General features: G+C 44.4%; 21 protein-coding genes and 1 pseudogene. 10 read left to right on the top strand and 12 right to left on the bottom strand.

The window, feature by feature from the left end; genetic code table 11:
* Positions 1 to 97: 97 nt before the first annotated feature.
* From dpaL to AB6E78_RS15350, 3 genes are all read right to left on the bottom strand, one after another.
* Positions 98 to 1,276, bottom strand: a complete 1,179-nt coding sequence (gene dpaL, locus AB6E78_RS15360; protein WP_017072480.1) for a diaminopropionate ammonia-lyase — start codon at positions 1,274 to 1,276, stop codon at positions 98 to 100.
* A 108-nt stretch (positions 1,277 to 1,384) separates the two neighbouring features.
* On the bottom strand, positions 1,385 to 1,768 hold the full coding sequence (locus AB6E78_RS15355; protein ID WP_004732389.1) for a RidA family protein: 384 nt from the start codon (positions 1,766 to 1,768) through the stop codon (positions 1,385 to 1,387).
* Positions 1,769 to 1,790: 22 nt separating this feature from the next.
* Positions 1,791 to 2,468 carry a transcriptional regulator gene (locus tag AB6E78_RS15350; protein WP_017068123.1) on the bottom strand — a complete coding sequence of 226 codons (678 nt, stop codon included), beginning with the start codon at positions 2,466 to 2,468 and terminating at the stop codon, positions 1,791 to 1,793.
* Between the two features lie 324 nt (positions 2,469 to 2,792).
* On the opposite strand from AB6E78_RS15350, the gene AB6E78_RS15345 reads away from it, so the two are divergent.
* From AB6E78_RS15345 to AB6E78_RS15320, 6 genes are all read left to right on the top strand, one after another.
* On the top strand, positions 2,793 to 3,956 hold the full coding sequence (locus tag AB6E78_RS15345) for a Xaa-Pro peptidase family protein (protein ID WP_017068124.1): 1,164 nt from the start codon (positions 2,793 to 2,795) through the stop codon (positions 3,954 to 3,956).
* A 95-nt stretch (positions 3,957 to 4,051) separates the two neighbouring features.
* Positions 4,052 to 4,822: an aspartate/glutamate racemase family protein gene (locus tag AB6E78_RS15340; RefSeq protein ID WP_017068125.1), complete on the top strand. Its 771-nt coding sequence runs from the start codon at positions 4,052 to 4,054 to the stop codon at positions 4,820 to 4,822.
* A 26-nt stretch (positions 4,823 to 4,848) separates the two neighbouring features.
* On the top strand, positions 4,849 to 5,811 hold the full coding sequence (locus AB6E78_RS15335) for a DMT family transporter (protein ID WP_048662518.1): 963 nt from the start codon (positions 4,849 to 4,851) through the stop codon (positions 5,809 to 5,811).
* Positions 5,812 to 5,891: 80 nt separating this feature from the next.
* On the top strand, positions 5,892 to 6,887 hold the full coding sequence (locus AB6E78_RS15330) for a DMT family transporter (RefSeq protein WP_048662517.1): 996 nt from the start codon (positions 5,892 to 5,894) through the stop codon (positions 6,885 to 6,887).
* 3 nt (positions 6,888 to 6,890) lie between these two features.
* Positions 6,891 to 7,853, top strand: a complete 963-nt coding sequence (locus tag AB6E78_RS15325; RefSeq protein WP_048662516.1) for a DMT family transporter — start codon at positions 6,891 to 6,893, stop codon at positions 7,851 to 7,853.
* Positions 7,854 to 7,877: 24 nt separating this feature from the next.
* Positions 7,878 to 9,029 carry a M20 aminoacylase family protein gene (locus tag AB6E78_RS15320; RefSeq protein WP_048662515.1) on the top strand — a complete coding sequence of 384 codons (1,152 nt, stop codon included), beginning with the start codon at positions 7,878 to 7,880 and terminating at the stop codon, positions 9,027 to 9,029.
* A gap of 98 nt (positions 9,030 to 9,127) precedes the next feature.
* Here AB6E78_RS15320 and AB6E78_RS15315 read toward each other — a convergent pair whose 3' ends face one another.
* The 3 genes from AB6E78_RS15315 to AB6E78_RS15305 all read right to left on the bottom strand — a co-directional run bounded on the left by AB6E78_RS15315 (position 9,128) and on the right by AB6E78_RS15305 (position 12,290).
* Complete coding sequence (locus AB6E78_RS15315) at positions 9,128 to 9,757, bottom strand: bifunctional 4-hydroxy-2-oxoglutarate aldolase/2-dehydro-3-deoxy-phosphogluconate aldolase (protein ID WP_050052612.1); 630 nt, start codon at positions 9,755 to 9,757, stop codon at positions 9,128 to 9,130.
* Between the two features lie 17 nt (positions 9,758 to 9,774).
* Positions 9,775 to 10,743, bottom strand: a complete 969-nt coding sequence (locus AB6E78_RS15310; protein WP_372132126.1) for a sugar kinase — start codon at positions 10,741 to 10,743, stop codon at positions 9,775 to 9,777.
* A gap of 113 nt (positions 10,744 to 10,856) precedes the next feature.
* Positions 10,857 to 12,290 carry a PTS transporter subunit EIIC gene (locus AB6E78_RS15305; protein WP_372132129.1) on the bottom strand — a complete coding sequence of 478 codons (1,434 nt, stop codon included), beginning with the start codon at positions 12,288 to 12,290 and terminating at the stop codon, positions 10,857 to 10,859.
* 260 nt (positions 12,291 to 12,550) lie between these two features.
* Between AB6E78_RS15305 and AB6E78_RS15300 the strand changes: the two genes are divergently transcribed.
* The gene (locus tag AB6E78_RS15300) at positions 12,551 to 13,750 is read left to right on the top strand and encodes an enolase C-terminal domain-like protein (RefSeq protein WP_017065858.1); all 1,200 of its coding nucleotides are present in this window, start codon (positions 12,551 to 12,553) and stop codon (positions 13,748 to 13,750) included.
* Positions 13,751 to 13,971: 221 nt separating this feature from the next.
* Here AB6E78_RS15300 and AB6E78_RS15295 read toward each other — a convergent pair whose 3' ends face one another.
* Entirely contained in the window at positions 13,972 to 14,679 is a 708-nt protein-coding gene (locus tag AB6E78_RS15295) for a GntR family transcriptional regulator (RefSeq protein ID WP_372059050.1), read from the bottom strand.
* A gap of 277 nt (positions 14,680 to 14,956) precedes the next feature.
* On the opposite strand from AB6E78_RS15295, the pseudogene AB6E78_RS15290 reads away from it, so the two are divergent.
* Positions 14,957 to 15,576 (top strand): annotated as a pseudogene (locus AB6E78_RS15290) (HAD family hydrolase).
* Between the two features lie 205 nt (positions 15,577 to 15,781).
* On the opposite strand, the gene AB6E78_RS15285 reads toward AB6E78_RS15290, so the two are convergent.
* Together AB6E78_RS15285 and add are read right to left on the bottom strand one after the other, a co-directional pair.
* Complete coding sequence (locus AB6E78_RS15285) at positions 15,782 to 16,357, bottom strand: sugar O-acetyltransferase (protein WP_017061090.1); 576 nt, start codon at positions 16,355 to 16,357, stop codon at positions 15,782 to 15,784.
* 165 nt (positions 16,358 to 16,522) lie between these two features.
* A complete protein-coding gene (gene add, locus AB6E78_RS15280; RefSeq protein ID WP_372132133.1) occupies positions 16,523 to 17,521 on the bottom strand; it encodes an adenosine deaminase in 999 nt (332 codons plus the stop codon).
* Positions 17,522 to 17,648: 127 nt separating this feature from the next.
* Here add and AB6E78_RS15275 point away from each other — a divergent pair, with 127 nt between their 5' ends.
* Together AB6E78_RS15275 and AB6E78_RS15270 are read left to right on the top strand one after the other, a co-directional pair.
* The gene (locus tag AB6E78_RS15275; protein WP_017061092.1) at positions 17,649 to 18,596 is read left to right on the top strand and encodes a LysR family transcriptional regulator; all 948 of its coding nucleotides are present in this window, start codon (positions 17,649 to 17,651) and stop codon (positions 18,594 to 18,596) included.
* Between the two features lie 118 nt (positions 18,597 to 18,714).
* Positions 18,715 to 20,169: a glutathione synthase gene (locus AB6E78_RS15270; protein ID WP_372132136.1), complete on the top strand. Its 1,455-nt coding sequence runs from the start codon at positions 18,715 to 18,717 to the stop codon at positions 20,167 to 20,169.
* A 101-nt stretch (positions 20,170 to 20,270) separates the two neighbouring features.
* Here the strand turns inward: AB6E78_RS15270 and AB6E78_RS15265 are convergent, their stop codons facing one another.
* From AB6E78_RS15265 to AB6E78_RS15255, 3 genes are all read right to left on the bottom strand, one after another.
* The gene (locus AB6E78_RS15265) at positions 20,271 to 20,651 is read right to left on the bottom strand and encodes a hypothetical protein (protein WP_061032033.1); all 381 of its coding nucleotides are present in this window, start codon (positions 20,649 to 20,651) and stop codon (positions 20,271 to 20,273) included.
* Between the two features lie 63 nt (positions 20,652 to 20,714).
* A complete protein-coding gene (locus AB6E78_RS15260; RefSeq protein ID WP_372132139.1) occupies positions 20,715 to 22,763 on the bottom strand; it encodes a glycoside hydrolase family 3 N-terminal domain-containing protein in 2,049 nt (682 codons plus the stop codon).
* Positions 22,764 to 23,035: 272 nt separating this feature from the next.
* Complete coding sequence (locus AB6E78_RS15255) at positions 23,036 to 23,539, bottom strand: YgjV family protein (protein WP_146491109.1); 504 nt, start codon at positions 23,537 to 23,539, stop codon at positions 23,036 to 23,038.
* Positions 23,540 to 23,652: the final 113 nt, after the last annotated feature.

Genomic DNA, 23,652 nt, shown 5'->3' with positions numbered 1-23,652 from the left:
ACTCAGGCCTTGAAAGCCGCTTAACAGAAATGTCCAACTTTACGGGGTCACTTCAGTTTGCTGTGGCTTTGTTATTTTGGTGTCTTTTAGATATCAATTAGTTCGATTGATGCAAACCGTTCCAAACTATATCGCGGTAGCGTGCTTGGTTCGTGTCGCCTTCTGTACTAAAGACCATGATGGTTGCATCTCGGTTTAAACCTAGCTGATCACGTACTGCTTGGTCTGCACCTTCACGACAAAGTTGGTACAACAGACCTAACGTAATTGCACCTGACTCACCACTGACAATTTGGCTATCGCCGTGTAATGGGTTTCCTAAAACTCTCATACCATTCGCTGAAACACTGTCTTCAACCGATACAAAATGGTTGCTGCAATCGCGGAGTACTGGCCAAGTCACGGGATTTGGCTCACCGCAAGCAAGACCTGCCATAATCGAATTCAATTCACCCGATACATTGACCATTTCGCCTTTCACACCTGAGCGAAAGATACAGTCTGCTGCAGCTGGCTCAGCAATAATGGTTTCGAAAGTGCCCGCACCTAGCTTATCAACTAAGTAGCCCAATACACCGCCAGCCATTGCGCCAACACCTGCTTGTAAAAAGACGTGAGTGGGTGACCCAAACTCTGATGCCTGAACTTGTTCAACGGCTTCATCTGCCATTGTCATGTAGCCTTGTGAAATCCATGTTGGGATTTCTTCATAGCCGTCCCAAGCGGTGTCTTGAACAAGCATCCAACCATTGTCTTGCGCAGTTTGGTTCGCCATACGTACCGTGTCGTCATAGTTAACTTCTGTCACGATACACTCGGCACCTAGGCCTTGGATACGGTTTACACTCGCTTGAGATGAGCCTTTTGGCATATAAACTACGGCTTTTTGTCCCATTTCACGAGCTGCCCACGCTACGCCCGTACCGTGGTTACCCGCAGTCGCTGTAGTAAATACCAATGGTTTATCTAATTTTGAAGCCACCGTTTTAAGGTTGATCTCAGAGATATCAATACCTAGGTGTTTAGCTAATTGACGACCAAGTGCGTAAGAGCCACCCAGCACTTTAAAGGCATTTAAACCAAAGCGTTTTGATTCGTCTTTCACCAAGATGGCTTTGACGCCCAATTGTTTTGCCAAGTTAGGAAGAGAGACAAGTGGTGTAGGTTGGTAACCTTCGATCTGGCGGTGAAACTCACGCGCTTGTTGGGCTTGAGAAGCGGTGAATAGTTCGCAGACTTGACCAGTATAGAATGAATTTTTTGATAGTTTTAACATAGGACACACTTAGATACAGACAGATGAATTAAAGGTCATTAAGCGATGGTCAATGACCTTGTTTAGTCGTTCATAGCGACAGGTAGTATTGCGAAAAATGCTACGCGATTACTTGATGTAAGCGATCGCTTCCACTTCAACTAATGCGTCTTTTGGTAGACGAGCCGCTTCAACACAAGAGCGTGCTGGTGCATTCTCAGTCCCGAATACTTCTGTGTATACCTCGTTAAATGCGACGAAGTTTTCCATATCAGATAGGAAACATGTGGTCTTAATAACAGTGTCCAGTGAACCACCGCTTTGCTCTAGTACAGCTTTCAAATTTTCTAGTGACATACGAGCTTGCTCTTTAATGCCACCTTCAACAAACGCCATTGTTTTTGCATCAAGAGGCAGCTGACCAGAAGTGAAAATAAGGTCTTTGAATGCCATGCCTTGAGAGTATGGGCCGATTGCTGCAGGTGCTAGATCTGTATGGATTTTTGTTTTCATTTCATTTCTCTTTATAGGATTTTTAAGCTCTAAACTCGCGGATATATTTATAGATAGCGTGGCGAGTTATACCAAGACGTTCAGATACGAATGCTGTCGCCTCTTTCAATTCGAAAATACCATTCTCAAGCAATAGCTTGGTAATGGCTTTGTTTCGACCTTTCAAGTTGACTGACTCATCGTTGTCGACTTCAAAAATAGCGTGCTCAAGTGCTTGCTCAATCACTTCTGTTGTTGAAGCTCCAAAGTTCTCATGCACACCCACAGGGGCATGAGCAATGTCCGGCATTAAAGTTTTTATGATCTCAGGAAACGGGTGAGACAAATTCATGTTGATACAGAATAGTCCAATCGGTTTGCCATTTTCTCCAGCTAGCACACAGGTCGTAGATTTAAGCAGTGACCCATCTTTGCTGGTGGTGAAGTAACTCTTTGGCGTGACCTCACCAGTGCTCTCAAACACACTCAGCATTTTCAGCCCTAGATCGGTGATAGGTGACCCTACTTCTCGACCTGTGTGATGACCGTTCACGATCTTCACCACTGATTTTTCAAAGCTCTCGAATGAGTGAATCACTACCTCACAATGCGGACCAATAAAGTCGGCAATAGTTTCGGCTAAGCGAAAGTTCAGTGCGAGATGCTCTCTGTCATTGTCGGTGAATTCTACGTTAAACGATTTATATGCTGATGCGTTCATTTTAGACCACTGTTGTTAACTTTAATTGCCTTTCATTATCTTTGGTTACTCGATGGATTTCAAGTTGCCAATTAACTTTATGTAACTATAAAACTATACACTCGCTCCTTGCACAAGCCTAAAGTTACAAATAAGTACCTAAAATTGATCAAAATCAACAAAAATTCTGGTTCTAGATGCTTTTGGGTCACTATAGTTAACTGTGAGATTGTGGTCACATTATTTAACTAAAATGTCAGTAAGATGCTCATCGTAACGTAAACAAAATTGAACTATAGGGTCGGTTCGTAATTGCTGACCCAACAATAATAATTAGAGGCCCCAATGACTAACTACCTAAACCGAGGCTTTGAACAAGCTGAGTTTGAAAACAGAACATCACGCGCTCAAAAAGTTATGCATGAGATGAAGCTAGACGCGATGATTTTTACTACGGAACCAAACGTTCGCTATTTTACTGGTTTTCACACTCAGTTTTGGCACAGCCCAACTAGACCATGGTTCGTTGTTATCCCAGCAGAAGGTAAACCTATTGCTATTGTTCCTGAGATTGGTGCTAGCGGTATGGCAGGAACATGGGTTGAGAACATCATTACTTGGCCTTCACCAAGGCCAGAAGATGACGGCATTAGCTTGGTTGCAAGCACGTTGAACTCTTTACCTTGTCGTCACGGCAGAGTTGGCGCGACATTAGGGATTGAGTCTCACTTGCGTATGCCAGTAAATAACTACCTCAAATTAACCACCATGGTTAAGAAAGATTTTGTTGATGTGTCATTAGCGATGCATGAGCTTCGTCAGATTAAATCACAAGCTGAAATAGAAAAAACTCGCGAAATCTGTCGTATTACCAATGTGGGCTTTAGCAAAATTCCTGGGTATGCAAAAGCCGGCATGACCGAGCGTGAAATCTGTAAACAGTTCCGTATCGATATGTTGTTAGAAGGTGCAGATGAATGTCCTTACATCATCGCAGGCTCAGGACCTGATGGTTATGACAGCATCATCATGGGTCCTACCGATCGCATTATTGAACCGGGAGATGTGTTGATCATCGATACGGGTGCTGTACGCGATGGTTACTTCTCTGATTTCGACCGTAACTGGGCATTTGGTCATGCGAGTGAGCAAACCAAAGCGGCATACCGCGCTACTTACGAAGCGACCACGAAAGGCTTCGAGGCAGCGAAACCGGGCGCAACCACGACTGACATCTACAACGCGATGTGGGGAGTACTAGAAGCTAATGGTGCATTGGGTAACGACGTTGGTCGTCTAGGTCATGGATTAGGTATGGAACTGACAGAGCGTCCGTCTAACACCGCTACCGACAACACAGTACTTAAGCCTGGCATGGTGATGACGCTAGAACCGGGCATGGTTTACGCACCGGGTAAGTCGATGGTTCACGAAGAGAACATCGTGATTACTGAAGACGGCGCTGAATGGTTGAGCGAACGAGCTGAACCAGAACTGATCATTATTTAGCTAAAAATTTAGCACCGTACAAATTTAACACCCTACAAAAGCTGACTCTGGATTCTGGAGTCAGCACATAAAAACTATAAAAATACGAGTTTCTCATGCAAACAATAGAACAGTTTCGACAATTTGAAATCCCATTACAGCACGTTCAGGCTCCAAGGATTGGTCGAGTTCATATCGGTTTAGTGCAACTAAGTACTGACCACTCTTTAGAGATGGACTGGGCAAAATTACTGGGCACACAAGCAGGAGTGTTTAGCTCCCGTGTTTATTACAGCAGCGAAATGACTCCAGAAGCGCTCGACCAAATTGCGGTTGGTATCAGCGAAGCATCCGATCTAATAGCGACGGGTTTACCCATGGATGTCATGGCGTTTGGTTGCACTTCAGCTTCTATCATTATCGGTGAAGAAAAAGTCGCTAACCTTCTTACACAAAATCGCGGTGATATTCCCGCAACCAACCCATGGACAGCTGCTCAAGCCGCATTTAAGCACTTGGGTGCAAAGAAAGTTGCCGTGTTTTCCCCCTACCCAACAGAAGTGAATTTCCCTCTTTATCAACAACTGACTGCCGCTGGCTTTGAAGTCCCTGTTTTAGGTTCACTTGGCATTGAGAAAGACACTGACATCACGACGGTTTCAAAGGAATCGATGATGGAAGCGTTGAGCAAAATGTTGCCGGGCTCTGGTGCCGATGTGGTGTTTATGTCTTGCACCAACCTTCGTGTTCTTGACCACATTCAAGAGATTGAAGATCGATTTGGTATCCCAGTCGTGTGCAGCAACTCTGCGATGTTCTGGCACTGCATGCACTTAGTCGGCAACAAAGCTCAATGTCCAGGTTACGGACAATTGCTAAATCAATAGCAACCAATGAATAAAGGAATTTTAAGATGAGTAATACAACTAAAGGTTGGTTAGCTGCCATTTTCATTGGCATGCTTTGGGGTATTCCGTGGATCGTAGGGACACCTATTTTAGAAGTAATGGACGCACAAGTCTTGGTATGGGTTCGCTATACCGTCGCTTTCATTACTCTGTTTGTGATTATCCAAGTCAGCAATGCGATGGGTAAACCACAGAAAAAAGTCGATTTTAAACTTAATTGGGCAAACCGACACGACATCTTCTGGGCGGCATGTTGCGGCATTATTGGTCAAGGTGCTTTCAGTTTTCTATCGTTCCTATCTCTTGATTACATTACCGCTTCAGAAAACGGCGTGATCCAAGGCCTTATCCCAATCATCATTTTGTGTGTCGGTTTCCTTCGCCACGGCGAGCGTTTTACACCACTACAAATCTTGGCAGCTGTTGGCGCCTTCGTTGGTGTCGCTATTTTGGTTATGGACCCTTCTGTTGAAGGCAGCGGGTTTAACATTGGTCACTTGATCTGTCTGGGTAGTGCCGCGAGCTTCTCCACGATGGCTTACGCTCGTGCCAAGCTTGCTGAGAAATATGGTTCAGTGGCGACGATGTATCACCAGTTTGTTTTTGCGGCAATTGGCTTCGGTCTTTACCTACTGGTTGTCGGCGCCGATTTCTCTTCAGCTCTCGGTATTTTCAGTTCTCCACTTCGTATTGCTTGTATTGCAATTCTGGGTGTGGGTATTTCAGGTATCAGCTACCTAATCTACATCTATGCAATGGAACGAGTTGGCGTAGACGGAACGGGTATGGCACTTAACTTGATGCCTCTGTCTTCTTTCGTCCTGGCTGTGTTTGCTCTCGGTGAAGCGGTAACGCCAATGCGACTACTAGCGATTGCAGTCGTTATTGGCTCAATGATGTTGTTCATGAAGTTTGGTAAGGCGAAGAAAAAAGCGCCTCAGCTGAAAACGGCGACAGACGTTAACTAGCGAAAAACCACTAAATAAAATTATGAGTAATAAGGCGGTGTGCGCACCGCCGTTACCTAAAAATTATGGAAGATAGACAGATGAACACAACAAACAGAGACACATTTTTAGGATGGACTGCTGCCATTGCTGTTGCCTGTATCTGGGGCGTAACTGGGGTGGTATCTAAGCCGCTCTCTATGGCTGTTGACCCGATGACATTGGTATTTTTCCGCTACGTTACTGCGGTAATTGGCCTTTCCATCATTTTCTTTTTTACATCACGTAGTAAAAGCTTGAGCGCTGACTTGGGTTCTTCGTTAAAGATCGATACCAAAGATATTGGTCGCATTGCGCTTTGTGGCATCGTTGGACAAGGGGTGTTTTCACTGTTCAACTTCCTTTCTCTTTCTCACATTGGTGCGACTGAAAACGGTGTTATTCAAGGCATGCAGCCGTTCGCGACGGTTTTCTTTGGCATGATGTTTATGAACTTCCGCATGAACAAGATTCAGTGGGGTGCTTTTATTGCTTCGGCGGTTTGTATTTACGCAATGAGTGTTGGTCCGACAAACTCCATTGAAGGTGGTACGCCACTACTAGGTTACGTTTACGTGACGTGTTCAATGCTGGCGTTAGCGTGGACAGCTCACTTACGAGCTAGTTTAGCGGACAAATACGGTTCAGTTGTTTCTATGCTTTACCAATACATCTCAGTTGCAGTAATGGGCATCATCGTTGTATTGACCATGGGCTTAGACCTATCTCAGATTTACATTATCTTCTCTAGCCCGCTGTTAATTGCTTTGCTTATTTTCTTAGGTACGGGTATCTCTGGCGGTAGCTACTTGATTCAATTGTATTCTTTCAAGCGTATCGGTGTCGAAAAGGCAACGATGGCATTAAATCTCATGCCTTTGGTTGGCTACTTAGTGGCGGTTTTAACACTTGGCGAACAGATGGCAATGGGCAAAACCATCGTTGTTTCATTAATTGTGGTCGCACTTTACGTGTTCACGAAGTTTGAGACAAAGCAGGAAGAACAATCTTCAGAAAATTTAGCGTGCGATAAAAAAGCAACACCAGAAGCGAGCTAAGTGATGAAATCAGTGACTAAAGGTTGGATGGCAGCGATTGGCGTGGGGTTGTTATGGGGCTCTGAGGGCGCATTAGCTACCTTGCCATTACAAACCATTGATGCGCGATTGTTGGTGTGGCTACGCTACATGATGGCATTCTTTGTTTTATCTTTAGTCCTGATTTTCTCAGCAATGATCCACAAGAAAACTCAAAGCAAACCGAAGTTGGCGTTTAGTTGGGATAATCGGAGCGATCTATTCAAGTTGTTGGTATGTGGTGTCGTTGGCCAAGGTTTGTTTAGCTTTCTTTCGTTTCTCTCGTTGGACTATATTTCACTGTCAGAAAATGGCGTTATTCAGGGACTTGTTCCCATTGCTATCTTGGCGATAGGTCAGCTTTTTTACGGCGCTCGATTTACTCGTATGCAAATCGTCTCTAGCGGAATCGCTTTGGTTGGCGTCAGCATGTTAGTGCTAGCTCCTCCGTTTACGTCTCAAGATAGAGGAGTAAACATCGGGCACCTGATTTGTCTATTGAGTGTGCTGAGCTTTGCGTCGGTGACTCATTTGCGCGCTCAGCTTGCAGAAAAATACGGTGCAACTTGCACCATGCATTATCAATTTGGTTTTGCGGCGGTTGGATTTTTCATTTATTTACTGGTTTCAGGCATTGATGTACCAAGCCTGTTACTGGTAATTCGCCCTTCTTGGTCGTTACTCTGCATTATCGTGCTAGGTGGCTTTGTATCAGGGCTGGGCTACATCGCATACATATACGGCATAGAGCGTGTTGGTGTTGAAGGCAGCAGTATGGCTTTAAATCTGATCCCTATGTCTGCATTTTTCATCGCTGTTTTGGTGTTTGGAGAACCCATCACACCTTTTAGGGCGCTGGCTGTTGGCTTGATTATTGTGGCAATGATGCTGTTTGCTGCATCCAACAAGTCCCGCGAGATGACATCTAAAACAGTTTTAACAAATTAATTTTAAGTATTTATTGGAGTTTCCATGACTAACATTGCCAACGTTACAGAATGGCGCCGCCATTTACATCAGTACCCAGAGTTCGGTACTGAAGAGTTCATAACATCTGAATTTGTAGCGAACAAGCTCGAAGAGTTCGGCATTGAAGTTCACCGTGGTATTGGCGGAACAGGTGTGCTTGGAATTCTGAAAAATGGCACAAGCGATCGCTCGATTGGTCTACGTGCGGATATGGATGCGCTGCGCATTCATGAACAGAACACTTTTTGTCACGCTTCAAAACATGAAGGAGCGATGCACGCTTGTGGACATGATGGCCATACCGCGATGCTACTGGGTGCGGCGCAAGAGTTAGCAACCAGTAAGCAATTCGATGGCACTGTGTACTTCATTTTCCAACCAGATGAAGAGCGAGGCACAGGAGCGAAAGCGATGATCGCTGATGGCCTGTTCACTCGTTGGAATATGGATGCGATTTACGCGATGCATAACTTACCGGGTATCCCAGAAGGTAAATTTGTGACTCGTCCAAGCTCGCTTATGGCAAGTGAAAGCAGTTTTGAGATTGTGATCAAAGCGACGGGCGGTCACGCGGCGATGCCACACATGGGAACCGACCCGATTGTTGTTGGATCTCAGGTGGTCACAGCACTGCAAACCATCGTTTCGCGTAATTTGAGCGCCATTGATGAGACGGCGGTTATCTCGGTGACTAATTTTGTTACTAATGGCACCGTGAATGTGATTCCTTCGCAAGTGACTATTTCTGGTGACACTCGCAGCTTTACCGATCAAGCATTGCATAAAATTGAGAAAGCGATTGAGCGTGTCGTCGCTGGCCAGTGCATGTCGGCAGGTGTTGATTATCAATACCACTTCAACAACAGCTTCTTATCAACGATTAACACGCCTGAAGAGACGGCTCATGCAGTGAAAGCAGCACAAGCGGTTGTTGGTGAAGAGAATGTGAATGGAGCTTGTGAACGCTTCACCATTAGTGAGGATTTCTCGTTCATGTTACGCGAAGTAAAAGGGTGCTATATGCTAGTTGGGAATGGTGTTGGTGAATGTGGAGGCACTGCGCTCCATAACCCACACTACGATTTCAACGATAATATTCTGGAGCATGGTGTCGGATTCTGGAAGACTTTGGTAGAACAACAATTGTCACAGTAAGTTGATGAAAAAAAGAGCGAGAGGCTAACTTCTCGCTCTTTTTGTATCTAAGGTGTTCTCAAATTGGTGAACAGTTTGGCTGGCTTGGATTAGTTTGCTTAGCGATTCACTTGTTCAACAATCTCGCGTGTTAAGCGGGCAATCTCATCCCATTCTCCATTTTCAACGAGTTTCTTGTCGACCATCCATGTACCACCGCAGGCTAATACTTGAGGCACTGCTAAGTAGTTATCGATGTTTGATGGCGTGATACCGCCTGTAGGCATGAGTCGAATATCGCCGTATGGGCCAACGAGTGACTTAACCATGCTGATTCCACCTGAAGCTTCGGCAGGGAAAAACTTGAGAGTCGTTAGTCCCATCTCAAGTGCTGCTTCAACGGTGCTTGGATTGTTCACACCTGGAATGATATCGATGCCGATCTCTTGGCATGCTTTAACTGTGTTCGGATTAAAGCCCGGTGAAACCACAAACGTTGCGCCCGCTTCTTTTGCTGCGAGTGCTTGCTCACGGTTCAAGATGGTGCCCGCGCCGATCAGCATGTCAGGCTGAGCTTCTCGAAGCAGTCGGATAGCTTCAACAGCGGCGTCTGAACGGAACGTAATTTCAGCGGCGGGAAGCCCATTCTCAGCCAATACTTTGCCTAGAGGGATAATATCCTCTGCGTTATCAATGGCGATAACAGGGATAACTTTAAGTGCTTTTAGCTGTTCGTTAATTGTAGACATGGGTTTACTTCTTAATATCAGTTTGAAAGAGTGTCGGTGATGGGTTTTGGGATGATTGCGCCGTGATGTTGAATGACCAGTCTCGCCAGTGCATTGCCTTTGCGGCAGGCTTGCTGAACAGAGCCGCCAGATAGATAGCAAGACAAGAATCCGCCATTGAATGAATCGCCTGCTGAAGTGCTATCAACCACGGTTTCTACTGGCGTGGTTTCAATTAGGCTTGGTGTTTGGGCTGGAGTTTCACTGACCAAACAGCCTTCAGCACCGAGTTTTACAATGATGGTCTGCACGCCAAGCCTGTGTAGTCGGTCGATGGTGTCTTGAGGTGTTTGGTCGCCCCATAGTTGCTGTTCATCATCAAAGGTAACCAAGGCGATATCAGTGGTTTGATAACCCAGTCGATAGCACTCTTTAGTCGCGCTTTCTGATTCCCATAGTTTTGGTCGGTAGTTACTATCAAAGGCGATGGTAACGCCATGTTCACGTAGGCCTTCGATGATAGTGAGTAACTTTAACTGATCGCTGTGTGGCAATATCGCGAGGGAAATACCACTCAGAAACACCATATCAACATCGTGAAGTTGGTTGGCTATCTTATCGAAATCGGGGTGCTGTACCATGTAGCGAGCCGCCGAATCGTTGCGCCAGTATAGGAAGGTGCGCTCACCAACATCGTCGAGTTGAATGAGATAGAGCCCGGGTGAACGCTGCTCGTCAATAAGCACGAATTCGGTTGATAGTCCTTCATCTTGCCATCGGTTAAGCATCTCTTGGCTGATAGCGTCAGAGCCAAGCGCCGAGACATAGCTAGTTCGCATCGCTGGATTCGCAGTGTTATTGCAGTTCATGGGGTTGCTAACCGCAGCGCTGCGGTTCAAGTAGATTGCCGCGTTTAATGTGTCTCCACCATAGCTTTGATGCATGTCGCCAAATGGAGCCCCATTCAGTTCAATCATGCACTCACCGATGATTGCGATGTGGGTCATAATATAGCCTTAGAAAGGAAAGGTTGGGTTTGTTCGTATTGAGGAAAGCATGACCATAATGAGATATGGTCATGCTTTTTCGATTCTAATCTTACGGGAGTGAGACTAGCCGATTACTTGTTGTCTAGTTTTACGAACAACATCGTTAGGACGAAAGACAGTGCAAATACACCCACCACGCCCATCAGTGCTTGAATGAAGTTTTGCGTACCGCCTGCAAGGTAAGCTGGCAAGCTGAATACAGAAGAAAGAATGTAGCTTGTTAAGTGCGTATCGATTGTTACCGAGATAGCACCGAACACGCCTGCAGCCAAGCTCGCGGTCATCATCGCTTTGGTGTATTTCGTGAGTACACCAAATAGAGCCGGTTCCGTGATGCCTAAGATAGCGGTAACACTTGAGCCCATCGTAATTGAAGATTGCTCTTTAGAAACCGTTTTACGTTGCTTGTGCCAGATAGCCATTGTCGCGCCAGCAATTGCCATGTTACCCAAACACATGATTGGCATAAGTAGATCCTTACCATACAGTGCAAAGTTGTTCAGGCTGATTGGCGTCATGCTGTGGTGGATACCAAATACGATGGTGATCGGGCGAGTTAGACCAAACACAAAGCCTGTTAACGTCGGAGAGATTTCCAGTAGTGAGCTCATCACCCAACCTGCGCCATTACTTAGCCAGATACCAGCAGGGCCAACAAATGATAGCGTGATGGTCGAAGTTACCGTAAAGGCAAGCAGTGGTGTAAATACAGGCTTCGCAGAAGAAGGAACTAGGCGGTCAACTAACGGAGTCACTTTAGACAATAACCAGATTGCTAGAATCGCAGGAACAATCGCGCCGCCGTAGTTGAGCAGCTCAATAGGAACCACGCCAAGAACGGTCAGCTCCGGAGCAGCGCCTGCGTCTTTTAGCATTGTTGCTTTATCAACAAGCAGAGGCGCTAGCATTGCTGAAGAGACAGCAAGCGCAATGTATTCGTTTACTTTGAATACCTTAGCGGCAGAGAAAGAAACCAGCATAGGTAAGAAGAAGAACACAGCAACAGAGATCGAGCGGAAGAAATAAACTGTGTCTGAGGTTTCAGAGATAACATTGGTTGCAATAAGACCAGACAACAGGCCCATCAACATACCCGCGCCAGCGATTGCGGGTACAACCGGACCAAAGATGCCTGCGACAATACGCATCACGCTTTGGAACAGCTTGCCTTTCTCTAGCTCATCAGCCGGATTAGCGTCAGCTTGTTGAGTGTTTGATAGCGCGTTGAACCACTTCTCGACCTCAACACCGATGATGACTTGAGTTTGGCCTTGTTGAAGTACCACACCTTTCACATCTGCGATCTGCTTGATTGCTTCTTCGTCTACCAGCGACTCGTCTGCTAATTTGAATCTCAACCTTGTCATACAGTGCGTGATACTCACGATATTGTCTTCACCACCAAGTGCAGTGATTAATAACTGTATATTTTCTTTGAAATTTTTATTTTTCGATGATGACTTCGAGTTATTAATAACGGCATCACTTTTTTCTACCATTTGCATACTACACCTGTTATTGGAATATATTTAACTCGAGCAATCATAACGACAATCAATTTAAATCCAACGCAGTAGAAAGAGATCTCAATCACACTTAAAATTCGAAAAATTATTTTTCCACCGTTTTTAGCCAATTGGTATGTTTTGTTTATCAAAAAAATACTCTTAACGTACCAATTATTTTTACGAAAAATTAGTGCTTGAAATGTGCTTTTTAAAGCGGTTAGATAATAGGAGTTGACTTAAGTTTAGGTTATTTAATTGTGAAAGAAACTATTATATCTGATATCCATTGTATTATTACTAAGCCAGACAGACACAATCTCATTACCGTGGTAGTTGAAACGAATGAAGGCGTGACTGGGTTCGGTTGTGCGACATTCCAACAAAGACCGCTTGCTGTAAAAACAATGGTCGATGAATATTTAAAACCTATTCTTATTGGTAAAAACGCCAATAATATTGAAGACTTATGGCAAATGATGATGGTCAACGCTTATTGGCGAAATGGCCCTGTTATCAATAATGCAATTTCCGGTGTTGATATGGCATTGTGGGATATTAAAGCCAAATTGGCGGGTATGCCGCTACATCAATTATTTGGTGGTAAGTCTCGTGATGCTATTCCTGTATACACACACGCGACTAGCGACACGATGGAAGGTATTTATGAGCTGGTGGAGTCTTTCCTAGACAAAGGCTACAAGCATATTCGTTGTCAGCTTGGTTTCTATGGCGGTGTTCCAACCGATTTGCATACCACTCAAAACCCGACTGAAGGCTCGTACTACGACCAAGATCAGTACATGGACAATACTCTAACGATGTTTAAGTCGTTGAGAGAGAAGTATGGTAACCAATTCCATATTCTTCATGATGTTCATGAGCGCCTATTCCCGAACCAAGCGATACAATTTGCCAAAGAAGTCGAGCAATATAAGCCTTACTTCATTGAAGATATTCTGCCGCCAAACCAAACGGAATGGTTGGATAATATTCGTAGCCAAAGCTCAGTTTCATTAGGTTTAGGGGAGTTATTTAATAACCCTGAAGAGTGGAAATCTCTGATTGCTAATCGTCGTATTGATTTCATTCGTTGCCATGTTTCACAGATTGGTGGTATTACTCCTGCTCTGAAACTCGGCCATCTATGTCAGAACTTCGGTGTTCGTATTGCATGGCATTGCCCGCCAGATATGACGCCAATTGGTGCAGCGGTCAACACGCATTTGAATGTGCATTTACACAATGCTGCCATTCAAGAGCATGTCGAGTACAACGAGAATACGCACAAGGTATTCCCGAACGCTGCAGAGCCAATTAATGGCTACTTATACGCTTCTGAAATCGCAGGTATTGGTGTTGAAATCGACCAAGAGGTTGCAGCCGAGTTCCCTGTTATGTATCGCCCCCACGAGTGGACTCAAAGTCGCCTTCCTGATGGCGCGATTCACACTCCATAACTTATCGAGTTAATTAAAATGGCCGCTTAAAGCGGCCATTTTTTTGACTAGTATTAATTACTCAATTAAATTTATCAAAGGTCTATAAGTTATTTTTATATAGCAAGATTATAACTAATAAATATTTGAGTACAGTTATTAACTTATAGGTTTTTGATTGTAAATACTTAACTGGGTTAGTTATTTAAATTAACTAAAATGGTGGGAACCTAAATAAATTATTACTTCTTATCTCGGAAGCTCATGCTCTCACTGTTAAAAGGCGTGTGGTAGGTGCATTGGTAATTGATATCGATAATATCGCTGACGATGAACAGTTCACCCGATGCCAAGAAACCTCGGTTGGTGATATTCATCGCTGCTGCATTTTTTTTGCAGCCAAGTAGCTCTGCATCTTCTTTAGAAACATTGATCGCTTGGTAGGTCGTTAAGTAGCTATCGATCTGAAGGCCTTTCGCTAGCGCATGTTTCTGGATTGAGCTTTCAATGATCTCGGCATTCATCTCTGGGAAGACACTGACAGGGATCTTGGCTTCTTCAATCTGGACTACTTTATTGTTAATCAATCGAAGACGTCTAATTTTCCAAATGTAGTCATTGTCGTCTAAAGAAAAAATCTGCTGTTCGTGGTTATCGGGTAGCGCTTTATTTAGCTGGAGCTTTTTATAAGAGATCTCTTCAAAACTGTTTTCAGTAATGGAGTTGTACACCAGTGCTGTACCAATGAGAGAAGTGTTGACGAAGTAACCAGAACCCACCTTAGATTTCACCATGCCAATAGCCTCTAGCTTGGCTAGTGCTTTACGAATCGTGAAACGAGATAATCCATATATTTCAGACAGTTCTCTTTCTGCAGGAAGCTTATGGCTGATACTGTTTTGGCAAATTTTGCTCACAATATCTTGGACAACTAACTCGTACTTTTTCATAGATCAATAACTTTAAAGTGTATTCACTGTGACTAAAGAATAGTGAACTAAATCAGGGATTCAGTACGCTCTGAATGACTCATAATTGTAACATAGAAGGTTAAGTGGGTGATGATAAATAGGGTTAGTTAGGGGTACTAGTGACCACCTTTTGCGCTGACTTGATTACATCTTGTGATTCTAGTCCTCATTTTGTAAAACAAGATTATGAACTTTAACGTGCGGCATTTAATGTCTGTGTTGTTGCTATTTTAAGTGACTAATTCAGGAGTAGGGTATGAGTTCGAATCAAATCAAAATGTCGTATTTGATGTGGGTAATGTGATTGTGCGTTGGTCGCCGCTGGAAATTACTCAACTAACGTTTGGTAACATTGCCGACCCTGAAGCCCGAGCGCTTTCGATTTTCCAAAGTGCGATTTGGTCGGATTTGAACAAAGGGTTCTTAACCGAAAATGAAGCCAAACTTCGCTACCAACAAGAGCTCGATTTATCTTCATTAGAGTGCGACCGCCTGTTTTATTACGTTAAGAAAACGCAGATCTTATTGCATGGTTCTGTCGACCTTATCGAGCGCGTAAAGCGTGCTGGGTATGGTGTGTATGCACTTACCGACAACGTGGTCGAGATTGTTGAACACCTAAAAGCCACCTACGAATTTTGGCCTTTGTTTGATGGCGCAGCCGTATCCGCTGAACTTGGCATGCTTAAACCGCAGCCTGAGATTTACCAAGCGTTGCTTTCAAATAATGGACTGGAGGCTTCAGAAACGGTGTTCATTGATGATATGCCTTACAACGTAGAAGGAGCAAAAGCCGTAGGTATGGCGGGTATTCAGTTTATCGATTCTGCGCAATGTGAGAACGAACTTCGTGCTCTTGGCGTCGAATTTACGTGATCATGTAGCGAAATTCTCAAGCTATCTATTTTAGTCAGGTTTCTCTATGTAGATAATCTAGGTAGGCAAGATAAGTAGAAAAACGACGGATAGAAAAGACTGATAAAAGCTAAAATGAATCGATTAAAAAGAGGCGCTGTTTCATCATGAACATCGCCTCTTTTTCTATTTGTTCTTTTAATGAGCTTTATTTTTCTATTTAACTTTATTGCTCAGTATCCAAGTGTCGAATTAACTTCGCCGGCGTGCCACCGTATAGACAATCTGGCGGTACATCGCTGTTGACCACAGAGTTCGCCGCGATAACCGAGCGAGCCCCAATCTTCACGCCTTGGTTGATGACCGAGTTTCCACCAACCCACACATCATCTTCGATTGTTATCGGTAAACAGAAGGTTTCCCATTTACGACGGCTACGATAATCAAGGGAGTGTGATGGCGTATAGAATTGGACGCTTGGTCCAATTAAAACATTGTTTCCGACTTTGATTCTCGCACCATCTAGCATTACGACGTTCATATTGATGAAGGTGTCGTCACCAATCTCGATGGTTTTTCCAAACTCACAATGAAAAGGGGGCTGGATTAAGCTGCTACTCCCGACTTTACCGAATAGCTGCTCTTGCAATGTGTGTTGTTGATCTGGATTTTGATGGTTGTTGAAGGCCATTAACGCCTTTTTGGCATTGGTACGTATGGTATCAATTTCTTGGTCTGCACCATCATATACTTGCCCAGATAACATTTTATCGAGTTCAGTTTGATCGTTTGTATTACTCATGCTGCCCACTTTCCGAGAGTCTCGGTCTAAATGACGAATACTGCAAGATTAGCGATTTTTGGACATAAAAAAAGAGAAAAGCCTCAGCCTTTCTCTTCCTATTTTGTGCTTTAAGCACTAATGCTAAGTGAGCCCAGCTATTCAGCAAAAGGCGCGCTTTACCAATTAGATTTGCTCAACGAAACCCATTAGGTGCTGTTTCACTTCGTCTGAAGCAAAAGCGCTCTCTACAGAGTACTTGTAGATCTCTGCGTAGTCTTCTTGTGTTAGACCGAACGTTTCACATACACGCTTCACTTCGTTAGTCATGGTTGTGTTCGACACAGTGCGGTTGTCTGTGTTGATCGTTACAACGATGCCGTCTTTCTTGAATTCAGCAATTGGGTGGTCGCTGAATTTGTGAATACATTTAGTTTGCACGTTACTTGTTGGGCAAGTTTCAAGTGCAACTTGCTTCTCTTTAACGATGTTGTATGCGTCTTCGTTACCTTGGATGTGAACACCGTGGCCGATACGCTCAGCGTCAAGCAGTGTTACTGCATCGTAAACGTTCTGACCATGCCATTGCTCACCTGCGTGAACTGTCACACGGTAGCCTTTTTCGATCGCGTATTGCGTGTACTCAGGGAATTCAGCGCAGAAGCCCGGCTTTTCACCGCCAGCAATATCAAACGCAACCACGCCTTTACCTAGGTAAGGTTGGCCTGCGTCGATCACGTCTTTGATCGAATCTTTCGGGAACATACGCAGTACAGACATGATGTAGTTGCCCTTGATGTCGTATTTCTCTTCTGCACGCTTCATACCTTTAACCGCACTTGCGATGATCGTATCAAGAGACAAGCCCTTGTTTACGTGAAGAATCGGTGCAAAACGAACTTCTAGGTATTTAACGTTCTCTAGTGCTGCGTCTTCGTAAAGCTCAAAAGAGATACGCTCAATTGCTTCTTCCGTTTGCATCACTTGCAGTGGCAGGCTAAAGCAAGCTAGGTACTCATCAAGGTTTTTGCAATCTTCAGGCACTGTTAGAGACTTTACTACCGCTTCACGGTCTTCTGGAAGTTCGATTCCGTACTGTTTCGCCAGATCAATAATGGTGTCTGGACGAACACTTCCGTCTAGGTGGCAGTGCAGATCAATCTTAGGGAGTGCTAGAAAGTTCATGAGTATTCCTTAGGTCTATTATTTTTTTGAGTTATTAACTCATAGGTTACATGGGCTTAAATTAACAAGTTTGTGATATGATTTAAAGTGACATAAAGTCATCATTAATCTGAATCTAAGGAATATCATGGTAGATGTTAAAAGCTTACTCAAATGTGATATGAATTTACTGCTGTGTTTACATGTGTTGCTTGAAGAGCGCAGCGTGAGCAAAACGGCAGAGCGATTGTTCCTTAGTCAGTCCGCGGTGAGTAAGCAACTCACCAAGCTGCGTTCTTTATTTGATGACCCGCTGTTTGAACGTGAGTCAAAAGGCCTGTTTCCAACCCCGAAAGCCACCTCTTTAGCGCCTAAGATTCATCAGATCCTTCTGCAAGTTGAACAGCTAACCGTGCCGGATATTTTTGAGCCGAAAGACAGCGAACGCACTTTTAATATCGATCTAGTCGAAACCGCTTATACCGCGATTTACCCTAAATTTATGCCTAACGCGCTAGCTGATGCGCCGAACATTACGGTAAACAGCACTACTTGGAGCAGCGAAACTTTTAAGCGCTTGCTAAAGCGTGAGGTCGATTTTGGAATAGGGATTTTTGAGCTTGATGAAAGGGCGAGTACTCACATTCAAAACATTCCTGCTGAGCTAAACCACGTAGAATTGCTGCAAGATTATTCTGTGTGTTTGATGCGCAATGATCACCCAGTGCTTCAAGAAGAGTGGAATCTGCAAGCCTTCCTTAAATACCGTCATATTCAGTTAGTGACCGGTGGCGTTGGCGACTGGCTGCTACTGGAAATCTTGCAAGCCAAACAGCTTCAAATTAACAAAGCCGCCAACGTGTCGGACATCACCAGTGCAGTAAAGCTGTGCAAACAAAGTGATTTGCTGATGTGTTATCCGTACAACTCGGTTCGTGACTATATTGAGAGTGGCGAGCTGGTGATGAAGCCGATTCCCATTGAGTTGGTTCCCGGTGGTTTGTTTCTGCTTTGGCACCGTTACTTTGATTCTGAACCAAGCCACAAATGGCTTCGCGACCTTATAGTCAATAAGACCCAAGAACCTCAGCTGTAAACCGCGAGCTACGATGATCAAAACGGCGAAATAAGTTTTTTTAAATTTATTTCGTCTTTTTAGAATGAGCATCGTCTTATTACGGGTGCCAAATGCCCGCCAAGAATGAGATATCTAAATGAATCCAATGCCATCGATTTCGCAACAAGTTATTGAAGATGCTTGTGAGTGGGCAATTATGCACGGTGTCGCTTTTCGTCAGTCTGACAATACCGCGAGACATTGCCCTTTTAACCTTGCTCCAATGAGTATTGAGCGTGAGGTTTTTGAACACCTGTTGAAGGTGACGCCGCTGATCACCAAGCTCATCAATAATGTTTCTGAAGACCACGACTTTTTACAGTCATCATTGAGCGATATGGCGAAAGCCGATCCGTTTTTTGGTCGCCTGATGGAGTTGCACCGACAAGCCCATGGCAGTGCGGATGAGCGCTTGAATCCAGCGCGACAACCTTTGTTGTTGATGCGCACTGATTTCATGGACGATCGCCAACACGGTGCCAAAGTGATTGAGTTTAATGGCATTGCGGCAGGGATGGCGCCTTTTGGTCAACGCGCTACAGAATTCCACTCATTTATGCAAAACCAATGGCCAAACGTGTATAACAGTTGGTTGGAAGATTCGTCAGCAACGCCAGCTGAAAACCAAGGCTTAACCCAGCTGGCTTATGGTATCGCTAATGCTGCAAGGCAGGTGAAAGCCGACTTCAACGAGCCAGATAAACCGGTGTTCTTGATGGTGGTGCAGAAGAACGAAGACAACGTATATGACCAACATTTGCTTGAAGTTGAGCTACAAAAACAGGGCATTCGCACGGTTCGTCGTACCTTTGAACAATTGAGCTGTCAGCTTTCATCGGGTGATAATCAACGCTTGTTATTGAAAGATGTCGGCGCTGTCGATGTGGTGTACCTAAGAGCTGGCTACCAGTATTCAGATTACTGGGCTCCAGAGCTAAATGAATCGGTTTGTTGCCACACGCTAAGTCAGACTCGCTTGTTTATGGAACAACACCATGTCGCAATGAACGCAACCATCAGCCAGCAATTAGCGACCAGTAAAACCATGCAAATGCTGCTGACCATGATGTCAGCAGCAGAATACGCCCGCTGGGGTTTAACGCGAGAAGAAGCCGAACTGGTCAAGAGTGTCTTGGCCGATATGAAGCCTATCACCAATGAAGTAATTGAATGGTTTAACACCCAAGCTAATAAGCAAGAATGGGTGCTGAAAAACCAAGGTGAGGGCGGTGGCCATTGTGTCTTTGGTGACGATATCAGCGAGCAACTGAGCCAGCTTAAACCTGAAGAGTACGACGCGTGGGCATTGATGCAGCGCTTGTACCCGCATGAACGTGACGTGCCGACTATTGCAGTGCGTGATACTCAACAAACGTTCGTGACAGACTTAGTCAGCGAAGTGGGTTTGTTCACTGCTTACTTCAAAGGTGAACCAGTAACAGAGTTAGACGGCTATGCGGGCTATTTGATCCGCAGCAAACCCGCTAGCGAAAATGAAGGCGGGATCCACAGCGGCAAAGGTATTCTCGATTCGTTGGTGCTGATTGATTAGTTCCTGATTCCGACCGATAGCAGATAAAACAAAGGCCAGCGTGTGAACGTTGGCCTTTTTGTTGGTCTCGATTTTGTGGTTTGAACGAGTGCTTAGTCGCGTTATGCCGGAACCTTAAAACAAGAATCTTGATTGCTGTATTTTGGTACGAAACACAATTTGTCTGCCGACATTTTTAAGCCGTTTTGCATCTGGATATGTGTTACCGCCCAGATCACACAGCCGTGAGGCAAATTGAATAGCGAGCGAGTTTGAGTGAACAACACACCGTCATCATAGGCTGGTGTAATGTTCGTCGCTTTGCCTTGCCACGCCTTATGAGTGGTTTGCACATCAATATTTGGCACAATCAGTGAGAGCATTTCTGGCTCAACGTCTTTGACGACTTTCAAGCAGATACGACACCCATCGTAGTATTGTTCTATCCAGATTTTATGTGGAATAGCGTTGTCATCCCAACTCAGTTGTAAGATATGTTCCATGACTTTGTCCTTGGTATCTAAGAAGGAAAGGCAGTGCTCACACTGCCTGAATTAGCTCAAATATTATTCGTAACTTAAACCATGTCCGAACGGGTAAAGGGTGTCGGCTTGATCATACCCAGGGTAATCTGAGTCTTGGTTTTGAATGGCTTGGGCGCTGTTTGCTAAAGCAAATGGCAGTTTTCCTTGAGGAGCAAAGTTGCCTGAAAGCACTTCCATTAGGTTGCTGTCCGAGACACCAAATGTGGCTATCACGGCACCGGCTTGCTTAAGATTACTTTGATCGTCTAGCACGAAGGGTTGTCTAAAGTTGATGGACAAGACCGTTTTGTCAGCACCCACTTCGTCCATAACGGCTTTGATGTCGCTTAGGCTTGGTTCAATATGCCAAGATGCAGCTGCAGCCATTTCACTGAATGCAAGAATATCGAGTTCGTCTGGGTTAGCACCACCAAAGATAAGATCAGGATCTGAACCTTCGTTGGATACGCGAACACGAATAACCGCATAGTCCGTATCGGCTGGTACTGGTGGACGCGTTTCTCCCGCTTCGTAATCACCGGAAGTCACGGCAAAGTTGTACTTGTCGTCTCCAGCAATGTTTTCGTCCATTCCCATGACATACAGAGCAACAGGAGCCTGTGCGGTTGATTCAGCTAAAGGTAGAGTCTTATTGGTATTTTGAAGTAAGACGACAGACTTTTTCTGTGCGTAATCAGCGCGTTCTTGGTACTTCTCATTGCCTAAAATCTCTTGGGCTTTTTTCTCGTCAACGTAAGTGTTTTCGAAAAGGCCAAGCTTGAATTGTTCTTCAAGTAAGCGTGTTACTGATAGGTCGACACGTTCTTCGGTGATCAGATCCTTTTCGACCAGTTTCACGATGACTTCTTTATCATGGAAACCTGAAAGAACATCGACTCCAGCCTCGACCGCCATTGCAACTTGCTCATCAATTGTTTTGTGTTCCACACCCCATGCTCGCTCACCAATAATGCCAGTATCTGAGTTCACGTTACCTGTGTAGCCCAATTCGTCTCTGAGCAGGTCGGTGACAATACCTTTTGAAAACGACATGCCAACATCGTTTGGCATCCACTTTTGATCTACAGGGATGCCGTAGTAAGGCATGATTGAAGAAGCGCCAGCCTCAATCGCGGCAATAAACGGTTTTAGGTGGTAATCAAAATTGTTCTTTGGATAGACTTGGTTCTTACCAAAGTCATAGTGTGGGTCAGCGCCGTTTTCTTGTGGACCGCCGCCAGGGAAGTGTTTGATGGTTAGCGCGATACTGTCTTCGTTAACCTCACCGCCATCTTGCAAGCCTTTGATCAGTGAACGCATAATGTCAGATGCTAAATCGGCATCTTCGGTAAAGGTTTCGTGTACTCGATACCAGCGAGGCTCTGTCGCCAAATCCATCATGTATCCGTACATACTGCGCAGGCCAATTGAAGACCATTCTTCATTCATGATGCCAGCAAATTCAGTGATTAAATCCATGTCGCGAGTGGCTGCTAAACCTGCCTCTTTAGGCCAAGCAGAAAAGGCACCTGAAGAAACGTTGATCCCTGCTTTTGCCGATGGGTCAATGTGGTTACGAGCATTGGACTTGAATAGAGCGGGGATACCCATTCGAGTTTGTTCACGCAGTTCTTGAACACTATTCATGAACTGGGCAGCTTCTGTTGGGGTTATCTGACAGCCTGAACGGCCAGCACCACAATCAGGTGTGTTAGTTGGGGTTTCAACTACGCTGTTACGGAAGATAAAGCGCGTCATTTGAGCATCGGCAATCATGTCTTGCCCGGCACTGCTAACAAGCCCACCCTCGGCTGAGTTTAAGGTGTCAATGAGCATCATGCCGGCTTTCTCGTCTAGCGTCATTCGGCTAACCAAGTCTGCTGCTCGCTCTTCTGGAGATAATCGCCAGTCTTCAAAGGGTTCCAGTGTTCCATTGCCGTTAGAATCTCGGAACTGGTAACCCTCAATGTTCAATACATCATGAACACGAGAGTGAACTTGGGGTTGCTGGAGGTTATTGTCGCTATCAGATGAGTTGCATCCCGCAAGAAGCAACGCGATTGCTATAGGTGTCAGGGTAAGACGCTTCATGGTCACGATCCTATTGTTAGTATAATAATAAGCACATGACCAATTTTAATAATTAACGGATTATTGGTTAACCAAAATAAAGCAAACTAAAGATTTGGATCACCATATAAATTTAATTGGTGATTTAATTCAATTTAGTACTGGAAATATATTGACGACGCTTAAATAACGTAAACTTAATTAGATTTGATTTTTTGATATCCAATTAATTCCCCATTTAATTAGTGGTGTATTACTTCCATATTTTAAATCTAGAATAAAAAATTTATTGCCTATTTTATAGTTAACAATCTGCGCTGATGTAAACGATAGATAGTGACTATGTTGGTGACTATAAAGGTGATTTCGACAAAAGAGCCTCCAATTGAACCAATCCAAATGTTATGGCTAGCCCAACAGAAGGAATTGAATAAGATTAATGATCTCAAGGCGATGCCTTGTCTTGAAAAGAGTGCCCATGTCGCAACGGACGAACCAACAACCGTAATAAACTCAAAGAAATGGTTCATGTTGGGCAAAGTCATGCACCACATCAAGCCAATAAAGAACCACATCACTTTGCGCGATTGAGTTTTTATCGATACGTAACTGCGAATAGCATTAATAATTACGCCTATAGCAGCCACTATGGCACCCATTAATATGAAATGGATACTCATTACAAAACAAAAGATCATCATCTGGTAGCGAAAACGCATATCATCTTTTTGCCAAAAGGCCATTACACCGATACAAAAAGCCAGGCCGCCAACTCCTTGTGTTATCCAGTTTTCCATATTTAGCCTTTATTTTTAAGATGCTATCGAGCACGATTAAATATTAACTTTGAAAGAATAATGCTCAACCATAAAATAACCCTCCAAAAGGAGGGCTAGATATAACGTCAAAA

Origin of the sequence: Vibrio sp. 10N.247.310.98 (assembly GCF_041467395.1) — a bacterium.
Classification (GTDB): Bacteria; Pseudomonadota; Gammaproteobacteria; order Enterobacterales; family Vibrionaceae; genus Vibrio; species Vibrio crassostreae_C.
This window is presented reverse-complemented; position numbering and strand designations above follow the sequence as displayed.

What these genes read in the sequence shown, in the direction of transcription:
- AB6E78_RS15345 (WP_017068124.1), top strand. Translation starts at nt 2,793, where the DNA reads ATGACTAACTACCTAAACCGAGGCTTTGAACAAGCTGAGTTTGAAAAC.
- AB6E78_RS15335 (WP_048662518.1), top strand. Translation starts at nt 4,849, where the DNA reads ATGAGTAATACAACTAAAGGTTGGTTAGCTGCCATTTTCATTGGCATG.
- add (WP_372132133.1), bottom strand. Translation starts at nt 17,521, where the DNA reads ATGAACTTTCTAGCACTCCCTAAGATTGATCTGCACTGCCACCTAGAC.
- AB6E78_RS15340 (WP_017068125.1), top strand. Translation starts at nt 4,052, where the DNA reads ATGCAAACAATAGAACAGTTTCGACAATTTGAAATCCCATTACAGCAC.
- AB6E78_RS15355 (WP_004732389.1), bottom strand. Translation starts at nt 1,768, where the DNA reads ATGAAAACAAAAATCCATACAGATCTAGCACCTGCAGCAATCGGCCCA.
- AB6E78_RS15310 (WP_372132126.1), bottom strand. Translation starts at nt 10,743, where the DNA reads ATGACCCACATCGCAATCATCGGTGAGTGCATGATTGAACTGAATGGG.
- AB6E78_RS15260 (WP_372132139.1), bottom strand. Translation starts at nt 22,763, where the DNA reads ATGAAGCGTCTTACCCTGACACCTATAGCAATCGCGTTGCTTCTTGCG.
- AB6E78_RS15325 (WP_048662516.1), top strand. Translation starts at nt 6,891, where the DNA reads ATGAAATCAGTGACTAAAGGTTGGATGGCAGCGATTGGCGTGGGGTTG.
- AB6E78_RS15350 (WP_017068123.1), bottom strand. Translation starts at nt 2,468, where the DNA reads ATGAACGCATCAGCATATAAATCGTTTAACGTAGAATTCACCGACAAT.
- AB6E78_RS15305 (WP_372132129.1), bottom strand. Translation starts at nt 12,290, where the DNA reads ATGCAAATGGTAGAAAAAAGTGATGCCGTTATTAATAACTCGAAGTCA.
- AB6E78_RS15270 (WP_372132136.1), top strand. Translation starts at nt 18,715, where the DNA reads ATGAATCCAATGCCATCGATTTCGCAACAAGTTATTGAAGATGCTTGT.
- AB6E78_RS15285 (WP_017061090.1), bottom strand. Translation starts at nt 16,357, where the DNA reads ATGAGTAATACAAACGATCAAACTGAACTCGATAAAATGTTATCTGGG.
- AB6E78_RS15330 (WP_048662517.1), top strand. Translation starts at nt 5,892, where the DNA reads ATGAACACAACAAACAGAGACACATTTTTAGGATGGACTGCTGCCATT.
- AB6E78_RS15265 (WP_061032033.1), bottom strand. Translation starts at nt 20,651, where the DNA reads ATGGAACATATCTTACAACTGAGTTGGGATGACAACGCTATTCCACAT.
- dpaL (WP_017072480.1), bottom strand. Translation starts at nt 1,276, where the DNA reads ATGTTAAAACTATCAAAAAATTCATTCTATACTGGTCAAGTCTGCGAA.
- AB6E78_RS15320 (WP_048662515.1), top strand. Translation starts at nt 7,878, where the DNA reads ATGACTAACATTGCCAACGTTACAGAATGGCGCCGCCATTTACATCAG.
- AB6E78_RS15295 (WP_372059050.1), bottom strand. Translation starts at nt 14,679, where the DNA reads ATGAAAAAGTACGAGTTAGTTGTCCAAGATATTGTGAGCAAAATTTGC.
- AB6E78_RS15275 (WP_017061092.1), top strand. Translation starts at nt 17,649, where the DNA reads ATGGTAGATGTTAAAAGCTTACTCAAATGTGATATGAATTTACTGCTG.
- AB6E78_RS15255 (WP_146491109.1), bottom strand. Translation starts at nt 23,539, where the DNA reads ATGGAAAACTGGATAACACAAGGAGTTGGCGGCCTGGCTTTTTGTATC.
- AB6E78_RS15315 (WP_050052612.1), bottom strand. Translation starts at nt 9,757, where the DNA reads ATGTCTACAATTAACGAACAGCTAAAAGCACTTAAAGTTATCCCTGTT.